Below are 13,182 nucleotides of genomic sequence, written 5' to 3' on the forward strand. Positions count from 1 at the left end.
ATTTAAATTTGTATCTTTAAAATAAGGCTTAATATGACGCTCATAATTGTTTCTTTGTGTACTTGTGTAGCTTACTTTTCTGCCATTTTTCAAATCATCTTCTTCAAGTAAGTCGAATAACATATCCGTTGTCACTACAAAGTCAAATTGTTTTTCTTTTAATTCTACAACTCGAATATGTTGTTCTAGTTCTAGGGCTTCCTTTTTAGATTTTAATCCTTTTCGAATGATACGTATTCTTTTTTGTGTGATGGGGTGGAAACCATTAGAAACATCAACAGTCCATTTACCACTTTTAGTTTTACGAATAGTCATTCATTATGCTTCTTTCTGGAGTTCAATTCCTAGTAGTTCTTCAGCGACACTGGCTGGAATTGTACCAATCCGTTTGTTATCGTAGATATTAAAACCACGATTCACTAATAGTAATTTGCCAGTATGGATAATCTTTCTTGCAGTTCCTGGAGCAAATCCAAGTTCGATAAGGTCATCTTTTGTTACAGTTTTAATCATGTGATCTCCTTTTCTAATTAGATTAAGTAAGGGGAGGATTAACTCCCCTTGTCTTATACTTATTTTTGTTTTACATCTACTAAATGGATAGCATCCGCCTTGTAATACATTGTCGTGCTAATCATAGTAGCTTGTAAATTGTCAAATGTAACTGGTACTTGATCCATTGCTTGGGTATAGTCATTATCGACTAAAGCATCTGGATTGTCTACTGAGACTTGGGTTGATTTCTTTTTGAATTGTCCATCCTTGATTGTTACATTGTATTTCCAACCAATGATTTTATCGGTATTAAAACGTCTTTCGCTACCATCTCGGTTTTTGATAATTTCTCCGTTTGCATCAGCTCGGACTTCCGTTTCAAATTTTGGAATGACTTCATCCAATTCAAATTTTGTTCCAATGTTATTAAAATTCCAGTCATTTTGTGAAAGCATTTTTGCCATAGTTAATTTCTCCTTTTGATATTTTCTTTGATTGTAGGGATCAAATCCTCTCTTTTAAAGAGTATTGCCCTTTCTATTAATCCACTTGCTAAATCTGGTGGATATTCCATATTGTTGAGTGCAAGATAGTTAGATTTCTCATACTCATGCAGTAAATTATTGTCGTATAGAAATTTATACGCTTTTAGAATAGCCCCTGAACCTTTATAAGTAAACCATTCTAATTTTTGTTCTAGTTCTGTTTTTGATTTTGAAATAATGATAGAGACAGGTTTTGAGTGACCTAAAAACTTCTCCCAAGTTCTCAAAGGTTTTGAGAAGTGACTATCACTATAGAACCTCACTTTTTCCTTGAGATATCCCTTGGTAAAGTTGAGAAGGTCTATTTCTGAATGCAACCATTCTTGAATGAAGTAGTGAGCTTTTTCTTTCCTAAGTTCTAACTCAGTTCTTATCCAATTTTCTATATACCGCTTGCTGATGCCGAGCTTCTCAGCTCGTTCTAAGCGCTTATCGTAAATTCTAAGTCTTTCATCATCATTGGGTTTTCTTAAATATAAGGTCTGGCCGATTGTTTCATCTCCGTAGGTATTGTAGTAGGTGCTTTTTCCATATAGAAAGCGTTTCTTCTGACAAATCTTTAGAAGCTGATTAGGAGTGAAATAGGGCGTTTCATTAAAATCATCTATTGCAATATCAATTCGTCTTACTGAAAATTGATTGTAATTGTAATTGTAGTAGAGGTTGTTCAGAAACTGTCTTTCGGACAGACTATTTGGATCTAATACCATATCTCTATAGAACTCGAGTGCCTGTCCTGACATGACAAGCATGTAGGACGACTCTTTCGCTCCATAGTAGATACGGATATTCCCATAATGAAGCTGGCTATCATAGTTATAGTATTTAAGGCTCCCCTTATTCTCAACAAATAGGTCAAAGTCAAGAAATAGGATGTCTTCGATTATTTCTCTTGGCGAAAATTCAGTCTTATCAAACTGAATTTGAATCCAGTCAAATACAGAACGTAAATGTTCATTTTTTGCCATAGATTTTGATTCAACTTTTTGCCTAATTTTGCCACCCTTAAAATCTCCGAAACCCTTGGAAATACTGAATTCTTTCGATGGTACACCTAACTTGCAGAGGGTGGTGTTACTACACACCCTATCGGTCAAAAATGGTCCGTCCGCATCTACGCTCATTTTCGGCTTTCTGCCTCATGGCTCAGCCGAAAACTCGCTATTAGCCGGACCTATTTTTTGACCTCTTCTGAACAAACCCTAGTAAGCCGGTTTGCATCGACTCTTCAATATCTTGGATTTTCTTTTTTAGGTTGGTATTCTCAATTTTTATCAGTCGCATTTCTCGCTTAAATTCCTGTTTTAAGGCGCTCAGTTCATCGTAGAGCGCATCTATTACTTGGTTTAGGGATTCATGATCATTATCTGCTATACTCCCAAATACGACTTGTATAGCTCTTTTAGACCTATTTCAAGTTTTAGTTTAGCTAACTTTTGAAATTGTATAAGGTCTTCGTCTGTAAAGTCATAGGCAACAGTATAACTTAATTGATGAGTTCTTTGGTTTCTACTGATAGGAATTTTAATTTTCTTAAATTCCTTGCCACTTATCTCTTTAATCAGTTGAATCCAATTTTTAAGAGTAGAGGTAGAGTTTAGGCCAGAAATTTGATTGACTAACTCTTTATTAGTCATCTTTTTATGAACCCTCCGAAATTTTATTCTGCAACTGAAGAGTTTTCTGTGGTATAATTGTTACATACTATATTTTGATCTTGGAACGAAAAGTAGCCCAAGCTTCTATTGTGAAGGCTGAGGATGGAATCATTAAAGTGAAGGACAGCTTTGATTTAATGAATTCTTTCGGGAGCGATTATTTCGATGGCGGTCTCATTGGCAGTCTCATTGGAATTTTAGGTGGCCCGCTTGGAGTTCTCTTTGGTTTTGTAGCTGGTGGAACGATTGGAGCTTCCATTGATTTAGATAAAGAATTGGATAAAGAATTGGCTGAATCGGCGCTAATTACAACCGTTAGTGAAAAATTGACTAACGGGGAAGTCGCTATTATTGCACTTGTACAAGAAAAAAATGAATCTGTTTTAAATGCTATTTTTGAGAAATATCAGACTATTATTGCAAGATGGGATATTGCGACTGTTTCAGCAGAAGTAGAATCAGCCCTCCAAATCCAACAAGATCTAGCTCATCAGGCTGAAGCACGTTTAATTGCGGATAAAAAAGAAGCCCGTCGTGAAAAATTTGACAAGCTAAAAGCTGACATTAAAGAAAAATTTGACAAGCTAAAAGCTGACATTAAAGAAAAATTTTAAAAAAAGAATTAGTTTTCAGATTGAAGACAAAGTCCTTGGAACACAAGTTTCCAAGGGCTTTTCTTTGTGCAAAATCGTATAATAGAGCTAAGAAGAGTTGTGAGGTGTTTCCTATGTTTCACAAAGAAAAACCAGATTATAATCGACTCCAATATGGTTTCTATACGATAGACGAATTAGTCCCAGAGGATCACTTTCTTCGACAAGTGGACTCAGAGGTTGATTTTGACTTTATCTATGATTTGGTAGAAGATACCTATAGTCCAGATAATGGTCGTCCTAGTCTAGATCCTGTCATGTTAGTCAAAACCCCTTTGATTCAATGCTTCTATGGCATTCGCTCCATGCGCCAAACCATTAAAGACATTGAAGTAAATGTGGCTTATCGCTGGTTTTTTGGACTAACCTTAGACGACAAGGTTCCTCATTTTACTACATACGGAAAGAATTACAGCCGTCGTTTTCAAGATAAAGAGCTCATTTCTGAGATTATTTCACAGGTTCTCAATCAAGTTTTGTGTGCTGGTTTAATTGATCGTTATCTTTTGTTTTGAATACCTTTGTATGAATATGACCGGTTGGGACATATCCTCTATTCTCTGATGATGCTCTTAGGACGATAAGGTATGAAGTGTTACCAAAAAGTTACTAAAATTTGAAAAATAAGCCTATTTTGCAAGATTCAAAATTCTTAAAACCCTATTAAATCAAGGTTATAAGATTTAAAAAATGTAGTTATGGAACTCAAAATCCAGTGTCCGCAAGGACGTGCCGGTTCGACCCCGGCCGCCGGTATAGTAAAGAGCTAAGGAACGTAGTTAATCTTCGTTCCTTTTTTATATTATTTTTGCTATAATAATAGTTATTCAAATTTTATTTAGATTATGAAAGTGTAGGGAAGTATGTCTCGTTCTATCGATTTATTAAAACATCGGTATTTGAAAAATATTAAAGAAAACCCTGAATTGTTTGTTGGGATTGAGCTGGAATATCCTGTTGTAAACTTGGAAGGGGATGCTACAGATGTTGAAGTTATAAAAGATTTATTTCATTATTTACTTTCCGCTCTGGATTTCACTGTAGAAAAGGTAGATGATTTTGGCAATCCGATCCAGTTAGTGGATCCGATAAGTCAGGATGCTATTTTATTTGAAGTTTCCTATACAACGATTGAGTTTGCATTTGGTAAGGCTGAAACAATTCAAGAGGTCGAAAATCGTTTTAACAATTATATGGTAGTGATCCAGAAAAAGTTAGCTGAATCAAATCATGCTATCGTTGGCTGCGGTATTCATCCTAACTGGGATAAAAATGAGAATTGTCCAGTGGCTTATCCACGGTATCGCATGCTGATGGACTATTTGAATTTGAGTAGAAATGTGACTAAATCAGACTTGCATCATTTCCCTGAATATGGTGCTTTTATCTGCGGGAGTCAGGTTCAGCTGGATGTTTCAAAATCTAACTACCTACGGGTGATTAATGCTTTTACTCAAATTGAAGCAGTTAAGGCATATTTATTTGCCAATTCTGAGTTTTCAGGTGCAGATTGGGATACGAAAATTTCAAGGGATATTTTCTGGGAAGAATCCATGCATGGTCTCTATCCAGAAAATGTTGGGGTTAATGCTAGACTCTTTAAAGATGAGGATGATTTTTTTGACTATCTAGATCATTCTGCGATTTTTACTGCGGAACGTGATGGACAAACCTATTATTTTTATCCGATTCAGGCTAGGGACTATTTGCCTACATCTGAAATCCAAGCTTTTGCTCTGAATGGGGATGAGATTCTTATTTACCCCCAAGAGAAGGATTTTGAAACTCATCGTAGTTACCAGTACCAAGACTTAACGACTCGAGGAACAGTTGAGTTTCGTAGTGTGTGTACACAGCCACTTGATAGGACTTTTGCTTCTGCAGCCTTTCACTTGGGATTGTTGGTTAATTTAGATAAGTTAGTAGCTTACTTAGAAACAGCACCTTTCTTTAAGAAATTTGGTTGTGATTATAAGTTTTTAAGACGACAATTTTCTAAGAAAAAGCTAACAGATGAGGAGAAAACTGCGATTATAGAGTTTTCCAAAGACTTACTCCTGCTAGCCGAGGAAGGACTGGAGATGAGAAATAAACAAGAAATGATTTATTTAGAGCCTTTGAAGAAAGAATTGGGACTATAATTTCTTTTATAAAGGGAGAATTTTCTGAAAAATCATGATATAATGGAAGAGACTATAGATAAAGGATAGAGAGTAATGACATTAGTTTATCAATCAACGCGTGATGCCAATAATACAGTAACTGCTAGCCAAGCAATTTTGCAAGGTTTGGCGACGGACGGTGGTTTGTTTACACCGCTTACTTATCCAAAGGTAGATTTGGACTTTGACAAATTGCAAGATGCTTCTTATCAGGAAGTTGCTAAGTTAGTTTTGTCAGCATTTTTAGATGACTTTACAGCTGAGGAGTTGGACTACTGTATCAACAATGCCTACGATAGTAAGTTTGATACTCCAGCTATAGCGCCTTTGGTGAAATTAGATGGCCAATACAACTTGGAACTGTTCCATGGTTCAACAATTGCTTTTAAGGATATGGCCTTGTCTATTTTGCCATACTTTATGACAACAGCTGCTAAGAAGCATGGTTTGGAGAACAAGATTGTCATCTTAACAGCGACATCTGGTGATACTGGGAAAGCTGCTATGGCAGGATTTGCGGATGTTCCTGGTACTGAGATTATCGTCTTTTATCCAAAGGATGGTGTCAGCAAGGTACAAGAGTTGCAAATGACCACTCAAACTGGCGACAATACTCATGTTATTGCTATTGATGGTAACTTTGACGATGCGCAAACTAACGTCAAACATATGTTTAACGATGTAGCACTTCGTGAAAAATTGGCTGCAAACAAGTTGCAATTTTCATCTGCAAACTCTATGAATATCGGTCGTTTGGTACCACAGATTGTTTATTATGTTTATGCCTATGCTCAGTTGGTTAAGACTGGTGAGATTGTGGCTGGTGATAAGGTCAACTTCACAGTACCAACAGGAAACTTTGGAAATATCTTGGCTGCCTTTTATGCCAAACAAATCGGCCTACCAGTTGGCAAATTAATCTGTGCTTCAAATGACAACAATGTTTTGACAGACTTCTTCAAGACACGTGTTTACGACAAGAAGCGTGAGTTTAAGGTAACAACTAGTCCATCTATGGATATCTTGGTATCTTCAAACTTGGAGCGCTTGATTTTCCATCTTTTGGGAAATGATGCGGTCAAGACAGCTGAACTCATGAATGCTTTGAATAGCCAAGGTCAATATGAGTTGACTAATTTTGATGCAGAGATTTTGGACCTCTTTGCAGCTGAATATGCGACTGAGGAAGAAACAGCGGCAGAAATCAAGCGTGTTTATCAAACAGATGCCTATATTGAGGACCCACACACAGCTGTTGCCTCGGCAGTTTATAAGAAATACCAAGCGGCTACTGGCGATGTGACTAAGACAGTGATTGCTTCAACAGCGAGTCCATACAAGTTCCCAGTGGTTGCAGTAGAAGCTGTAACTGGAAAATCAGGGCTTGGCGACTTTGAAGCCTTGGCTCGATTACATGACATTTCAGGAGTCGCAGTGCCGCCAGCAGTTGATGGGCTTGAAACAGCTCCTGTTCGTCATAAGACAACTGTTGCAGCAACAGACATGCAAGTAGCGGTTGAGGCTTATCTAGGACTTTAAGACAGGGGGAGTAAACTCGGTTGGGAAACCAACTGAGTTTCTTTTCATCAGGAGGAAGGATTGTTTAAGAAAAATAAAGACATTCTTAATATTGCCTTGCCAGCTATGGGCGAAAACTTTTTGCAGATGCTCATGGGAATGGTGGACAGTTATCTGGTTGCTCACTTGGGCTTAATCGCTATTTCAGGTGTTTCAGTAGCTGGCAATATTATCACGATTTATCAGGCGATTTTCATAGCTCTGGGAGCTGCTATTTCCAGTGTTATTTCAAAGAGTTTAGGGGAGAAGAATCAGTCTAAGCTAGCCTACCATGTGACTGAGGCGTTGAAAATTACTTTACTCTTAAGTTTCCTTTGGGGAGCTTTGTCCATCTTCGCTGGGCAAGAGATGATAGGACTTTTGGGGACGGAGAGAACTGTAGCTGAGAGTGGTGGACTCTACCTATCTTTAGTTGGTGGTTCGATTGTTCTTTTGGGATTCATGACCAGTCTGGGTGCCTTGATTCGTGCAACGCATAATCCACGTCTGCCCCTCTATGTTAGTCTCTTGTCAAATGCTTTGAATATTCTCTTTTCCAGTCTAGCTATTTTTGTTCTGGATATGGGGATAGCTGGTGTTGCTTGGGGGACTATTCTGTCTCGTTTGGTCGGTCTTATGATTTTGTGGTCACAATTAAAGTTGCCTTTTGAGAAACCGACTTTTGGTTTAGATAAGGAACTATTGACCTTAGCTTTGCCAGCAGCTGGAGAGCGGCTTATGATGCGGGCTGGTGATGTCGTTATCATTGCCTTGGTCGTTTCTTTTGGAACGGAGGCAGTGGCGGGAAATGCGGTCGGAGAAGTCTTGACCCAGTTTAACTATATGCCTGCCTTTGGCGTAGCTACGGCAACGGTCATGCTGGTGGCTCGAGCAGTTGGAGAGGATAATTGGGAAAGAGTAGCTAGTTTGAGCAAGCAAACCTTTTGGCTTTCTCTGCTTCTCATGTTGCCCTTGACGCTTAGTGTCTATGCCTTGGGCATACCACTGACTCATCTCTATACGAATGATTCTCTAGCGGTGGAGGCTAGTGTGCTAGTGACACTTTTTTCACTACTTGGTACTCCTATGACGATAGGAACAGTCATCTATACAGCAGTCTGGCAGGGTTTGGGCAATGCTCGGCTTCCCTTTTATGCGACAAGTATAGGAATGTGGTGTATCCGCATTGGAACAGGATATCTGATGGGGATTGTGCTTGGTTGGGGCTTGCCCGGTATTTGGGCCGGAACCCTTTTGGATAATGGTTTTCGTTGGTTATTTCTACGTTACCGTTACCAGCGTTATATGAGCTTGAAAGGATAGGAAATGCAAAAAACAGCTTTTATTTGGGATTTAGACGGGACTTTATTGGACTCTTACGAAGCGATTTTGTCAGGGATTGAGGAAACTTTTGGTCAGTTTGCTATTCCTTATGAAAAGGAGCAGGTGAGAGAGTTTATCCTCAAGTTTTCTGTGCAGGATTTACTTGTGCAGGCGGCAGAAGAGAGAAAGCTGGATGTGGAAATGCTAAATCAGGTGCGTGCCCAGAGTTTGGCTGAGAAGAATGCTCAGGTAGTTTTGATGCCAGGTGCGCGTGATGTGCTAGCTTGGGCAGAGGCATCAGGAATTCAGCAGTTTGTTTACACTCATAAGGGAGACAATGCTCTTACCATTCTCAGAGATTTGGGTTTGGAATCTTATTTTACAGAGATTTTAACCAGTCAGAGTGGTTTTGTGCGGAAGCCAAGTCCAGAAGCGGCTACCTATCTGTTAGACAAGTATCAGTTGGATTCTGAGAAGACCTATTATATAGGGGATCGGACTCTGGATGTGGAATTTGCCCAGAATAGTGGGATTCAAAGCCTCAACTTTTTAGAGTCGACTTATGAAGGAAATCACAGGATTCAAGCGTTAGCAGATATTTCCCGTTTTTTTGAGGCTGAGCAATAAAAAGATTGTGTCAGTTTTGTGACAGAGACCTAACAAACTATTTCAAGTAACTGAGTTTGTTACAAGGAATAGACAGTTCTATTAAATAGGCCCGAGAGGGCTTTTTTTCTGCATTTTTTGTGTTATGATAGACAGGTACTCATTTGAAAGGAATTTGAAAGAATGAAGAAAAGAATATTATTAGCCTCAACAGTAGCCTTATCATTTGCCCCAGTATTGGCAACCCAAGCAGAAGAAGTTCTTTGGACTGCACGTAGTGTTAAGCAAATCCAAAACGATTTGACTAAAACGGACAACAAAACAAGTTATACCGTTCAGTATGGTGATACCTTGAGCACCATTGCAGAAGCCTTGGGTATAGATGTCACAGTTCTTGCGAATTTGAATAAAATCACGAATATGGACTTGATTTTCCCAGAAACTATTTTGACAACGACTGTCAATGAAGCAGAAGAAGTAACGGGAGTTGAAATCCAAACACCTCAAGCAGCTTCTAGTGAAGAAGTGACAACTGCGACAGCAGATTTGACAACCAATCAAGTAACCGTAGATGATCAAACTGTTCAAGTTGCAGACCTTTCTCAACCGATTGCAGAAGCTCCAAAAGCGGTAGAAACTACAAGAACAAAAGAAGTAGCAACAAGTTCAGAAGTTACAGAGACAGTGACTGCTTCAGAAGAAGTGACACCATCTACAGGAACTTCTGTCCCAGAGGAACAAACAGCCGAAACAATCAGTCCGGTTGAAGAGGCAGCTCCTCAGGTAACGACTCTAGCTGATAAAGAGGAAACTCAAGCAAACCCACAAGCTGCTTCAACAGTGGAAGCAACTACAATACCAGTAGAAGAAAAAGCACCTGAAACAACTGCAACAAGTTCAGAAGAAGCAAAAGAAGTAGCATCATCAAGTGAAGCTACAGCAGCAGTTTCTACTTATCAACCAGAAGAGGCGAAAACAGTTTCAACAACTTACGCGGCTCCAGCTGCGCCCGATTATGCTGGACTGGCAGTAGCGAAATCTGAAAATGCTGGCCTTCAACCACAAACAGCTGCCTTTAAAGAAGAAATCGCCAACTTGTTTGGCATCACATCCTTTAGTGGTTACCGTCCAGGAGATAGTGGAGATCACGGAAAAGGTTTGGCTATCGATTTTATGGTACCAGAAAGCTCAGAACTAGGGGATAAGATTGCGGAATACGCTATTCAAAATATGGCCAGCCGTGGAATTAGTTACATTATTTGGAAACAACGTTTCTATGCTCCATTCGATAGCAAATATGGGCCAGCTAATACTTGGAACCAAATGCCAGACCGTGGTAGCGTGACAGAAAATCACTATGATCATGTTCACGTTTCAATGAATGGATAAACCAGACTTTGTAATATCATTTTGACGAATGAGATCTAGCTTTCGTGATAGGAAGCGAGTCTCGTTCGTTTTTTGTTTGTCATACTCTTCGAAAATCTCTTCAAACCACGTCAGTTTTATCTGCAACCTCAAAGCTGTGCTTTGAGCAACCTGCGACTAGCTTCCTAGTTTTCTATTTGATTTTCATTGAGTATCAATATGAATGGAAAGTTAGCATCTTGTAATAATCTAAGCATAATTCTTGCAATCTATTTGACTTTGCATTACACTTGATTAGTCAACTATTGATAAATCAATAAAAGGAAAGAAGAAATGATAGAGATTCAAGATCTGCTTTATCAACTCCGTTTGTCTGAGCAAGCGAGTACGCAATTGTTTGAAAAAAGACTTGGGATTAGTTTGACACGGTATCAGATTTTATTATTTTTGCTGAAGCATTCCCCTTGTAATCAAATAGCGGTTCAGGAGCGTTTGAAGATTGATCAGGCTGCTTTGACCCGACATTTCAAAATTCTGGAAAAGGAAGGTTTGGTGGAGCGTCATCGTAATCCTGAAAATCAGCGGGAAGTGTTGGTAGAAGCTACGAAGTATGCCAAGGAGCAGTTAGTGATGAATCCGCCTCTGCAGCATATCAAGGTTAAAGAAGCGATGGAAAGTATCTTAACAGAATCTGAAAAAACAGAACTCAGCCGTTTATTAAATAAATTGGTTTTGGGTATTGAGAATATAGAAATTTAAGGAGAAATAGATGTCAATTATTACAATCATTTTAGCAACAATCGTTGCTTTGGAGCATTTTTACATTTTTTATTTGGAAAGTATTGCAACGCAATCAGATGCGACTAGTCGTGTCTTTAACATGGAAAAGGAAGAACTGGCTCGTCGGTCAGTAAGTTCATTGTTTAAAAATCAAGGGATTTATAATGTTCTGCTAGGAGTCTTTCTCCTGTATGGGATTTATTTCTCACAGAATTTAGAAATTGTGACTATTTTTGTTTTATTTGTGATTGGGGCGGCGGCTTATGGCTCTCTCACAGCAGATAAAAAAATTATTTTAAATCAAGGAGGGCCAGCTATTTTGGCCTTGATTAGTATTTTTCTCTTTAAATAAGTTTAAAGATCAATCTTAGTCTCTCTAGTCCTTTTTACTCCAGAATAAGGGAAATATGTTATACTTGTTTTATTGTCGGAAAAAGAGTTTCATGGAATTGGTTGTAAGGAGTTAGAAATGAAAGTATTGGTGACAGGTTTTGAGCCCTTTGGAGGGGAAAAGGTTAATCCAGCTTTAGAGGCCGTTAAAGGTTTACCAGCTGAAATCCATGGCGCTGAGGTCCGTTGGCTAGGAGTGCCAACAGTCTTTCACAAATCGGCCCAAGTGTTGGAAGAAGAGATGAGTCGTTATCAACCTGATTTTGTCCTTTGTATCGGGCAAGCGGGTGGAAGAACTAGCTTGACGCCTGAACGAGTGGCCATTAACCAAGACGATGCACGCATTCCTGATAATGATGGCAATCAACCGATTGACCTTCCCATTCGCCCAGATGGTGCTTCGGCCTACTTTAGTAGTTTGCCGATTAAAGCGATGGTTCAAGCTATAAAAAAAGAGGGATTGCCGGCCTCTGTTTCCAATACGGCAGGTACTTTTGTCTGCAATCATTTGATGTATCAGGCCCTCTATTTGGTAGAAAAGAAATTTCCACATGTTAAGGCAGGTTTTATGCATATTCCTTATATGATGGAACAGGTGGTGAATCGACCGACTACTCCAGCTATGAGTTTAGTGGATATTAGGCGAGGGATAGAAGCGGCAATCGGCGCCATGATAGAACATGGAGATCAGGACCTCAAGTTGGTAGGCGGAGAAACTCATTGATAGAAAAAAGCGGCTTGAGGGGTTACCTTCAAGCTTTTGGACGTTTTCGAGCCAGTACTGCTCGGTAAAAAATCATTTTATTGATTTGAATGTAGGTTAGGAGTGAGAAACTAGCAATTCCAAAGGTAATCCAATTGAGGAAATACCAAGGAAGGAGTTGTAAGTCTAGGACAAAGCGTTGAAACTTGTAGCCTTTCATTAAGAAACGGCTGGTTTTTAGGATTTGTCCTGGTTTGGCTTGTCCTAAGTCTAGGGTGTCACAGAGGAGAAATTCTACCTGCGAATAGGCATAGTATTGTGGAATATAGAGACTATTTCCTACAACCATCAAGAGGATACTTGCTAGAAAGTAAAGACCAAAGGTCATGAGGAAGCGTTCCGTTTCAACTGACGTGAGATCCAGATTGGGAAACTCAGGGTGAAGGGCAACGAATTTCTTGGCTAAAAAGCTACTGTAAAAAAGGAAGTAAATTCCAAGCAAACTAGGAATGCCCCATAAAAAGAGATAGAAACGTTTGAGAAGAAGAGTCAAAAAGGTTTGTGAAAAGTGCTCTTCGTCAAATAGAGCCAGACTATTTTTGACGGATAGTTCTGTATCTGGATTCTTGATGAGTTTCAGCGTTGTATAAACTGAACTGGTTAGAAGTATTGTTCCGATAAAGGAGACTAATAGTGGAAAAAGGTAAGCTTGGAATATATGACCAAACACGCTTAAAAAGGGTTGTTCTAAAACACTCTCGTTGATGCGCTCTAAGGGATTAAGAAAGCCAGACAATATGACCAGCATGCTAGGTAAGAGATAGACGAGAAAGAGGCGGGGATTTTCAGCCTGAAATTGTCTGGCTTGCAGACGAATGGTTTTTAAATCAATTTTTGGGTATTTCATTCTCTCATTATACCATAGTTCGTGACAGTTCCGGC

General features: G+C 39.0%; 13 protein-coding genes and 3 pseudogenes (1 of these 16 only partly in view). 10 read left to right on the plus strand and 6 right to left on the minus strand.

Annotation, left to right across the window (positions count from 1 at the left end; translation table 11 throughout):
- The 5 genes and pseudogenes from OC530_RS09560 to OC530_RS09580 all read right to left on the minus strand — a co-directional run.
- Positions 1-315: pseudogene (locus OC530_RS09560) on the minus strand (tyrosine-type recombinase/integrase); it reaches 818 nt to the left of the window's first position.
- A gap of 3 nt (positions 316-318) precedes the next feature.
- Positions 319-513, minus strand: coding sequence for a DUF3173 domain-containing protein (locus OC530_RS09565; RefSeq protein WP_000598356.1), 195 nt, complete (start codon positions 511-513; stop codon positions 319-321).
- A 59-nt stretch (positions 514-572) separates the two neighbouring features.
- Positions 573-959, minus strand: coding sequence for a hypothetical protein (locus OC530_RS09570; protein ID WP_164226432.1), 387 nt, complete (start codon positions 957-959; stop codon positions 573-575).
- 2 nt (positions 960-961) lie between these two features.
- Positions 962-2,164 carry a replication initiation factor domain-containing protein gene (locus OC530_RS09575; protein ID WP_164226431.1) on the minus strand — a complete coding sequence of 401 codons (1,203 nt, stop codon included), beginning with the start codon at positions 2,162-2,164 and terminating at the stop codon, positions 962-964.
- A 40-nt stretch (positions 2,165-2,204) separates the two neighbouring features.
- A pseudogene (locus tag OC530_RS09580) lies at positions 2,205-2,677 on the minus strand (hypothetical protein).
- 80 nt (positions 2,678-2,757) lie between these two features.
- On the opposite strand from OC530_RS09580, the gene OC530_RS09585 reads away from it, so the two are divergent.
- The 10 genes and pseudogenes from OC530_RS09585 to pcp all read left to right on the plus strand — a co-directional run bounded on the left by OC530_RS09585 (position 2,758) and on the right by pcp (position 12,261).
- On the plus strand, positions 2,758-3,312 hold the full coding sequence (locus OC530_RS09585; protein WP_262081157.1) for a DUF1269 domain-containing protein: 555 nt from the start codon (positions 2,758-2,760) through the stop codon (positions 3,310-3,312).
- A gap of 113 nt (positions 3,313-3,425) precedes the next feature.
- Positions 3,426-3,848: pseudogene (locus OC530_RS09590) on the plus strand (transposase); the annotation flags it as partial.
- Between the two features lie 366 nt (positions 3,849-4,214).
- Positions 4,215-5,492, plus strand: coding sequence for a gamma-glutamylcysteine synthetase (locus OC530_RS09595; protein WP_262081158.1), 1,278 nt, complete (start codon positions 4,215-4,217; stop codon positions 5,490-5,492).
- A gap of 75 nt (positions 5,493-5,567) precedes the next feature.
- The gene (thrC, locus tag OC530_RS09600) at positions 5,568-7,052 is read left to right on the plus strand and encodes a threonine synthase (protein ID WP_262081159.1); all 1,485 of its coding nucleotides are present in this window, start codon (positions 5,568-5,570) and stop codon (positions 7,050-7,052) included.
- Positions 7,053-7,112: 60 nt separating this feature from the next.
- Positions 7,113-8,393 carry an MATE family efflux transporter gene (locus OC530_RS09605; RefSeq protein ID WP_262081160.1) on the plus strand — a complete coding sequence of 427 codons (1,281 nt, stop codon included), beginning with the start codon at positions 7,113-7,115 and terminating at the stop codon, positions 8,391-8,393.
- Between the two features lie 3 nt (positions 8,394-8,396).
- Positions 8,397-9,020 carry an HAD family hydrolase gene (locus OC530_RS09610; protein ID WP_262081161.1) on the plus strand — a complete coding sequence of 208 codons (624 nt, stop codon included), beginning with the start codon at positions 8,397-8,399 and terminating at the stop codon, positions 9,018-9,020.
- Positions 9,021-9,182: 162 nt separating this feature from the next.
- Positions 9,183-10,388, plus strand: a complete 1,206-nt coding sequence (locus OC530_RS09615; RefSeq protein ID WP_262081162.1) for a LysM peptidoglycan-binding domain-containing protein — start codon at positions 9,183-9,185, stop codon at positions 10,386-10,388.
- 312 nt (positions 10,389-10,700) lie between these two features.
- Positions 10,701-11,126 carry a MarR family winged helix-turn-helix transcriptional regulator gene (locus OC530_RS09620; protein ID WP_262081163.1) on the plus strand — a complete coding sequence of 142 codons (426 nt, stop codon included), beginning with the start codon at positions 10,701-10,703 and terminating at the stop codon, positions 11,124-11,126.
- 10 nt (positions 11,127-11,136) lie between these two features.
- On the plus strand, positions 11,137-11,499 hold the full coding sequence (locus tag OC530_RS09625) for a DUF1304 domain-containing protein (protein ID WP_262081164.1): 363 nt from the start codon (positions 11,137-11,139) through the stop codon (positions 11,497-11,499).
- A 117-nt stretch (positions 11,500-11,616) separates the two neighbouring features.
- Positions 11,617-12,261: a pyroglutamyl-peptidase I gene (gene pcp, locus OC530_RS09630; RefSeq protein ID WP_173234898.1), complete on the plus strand. Its 645-nt coding sequence runs from the start codon at positions 11,617-11,619 to the stop codon at positions 12,259-12,261.
- A gap of 28 nt (positions 12,262-12,289) precedes the next feature.
- Here pcp and OC530_RS09635 read toward each other — a convergent pair whose 3' ends face one another.
- Positions 12,290-13,147: a DUF975 family protein gene (locus OC530_RS09635; protein ID WP_262081165.1), complete on the minus strand. Its 858-nt coding sequence runs from the start codon at positions 13,145-13,147 to the stop codon at positions 12,290-12,292.
- Positions 13,148-13,182 lie beyond the last annotated feature (35 nt).

This window comes from Streptococcus sp. Marseille-Q5619, from assembly GCF_946901205.1.
Classification (GTDB): domain Bacteria; phylum Bacillota; class Bacilli; order Lactobacillales; family Streptococcaceae; genus Streptococcus.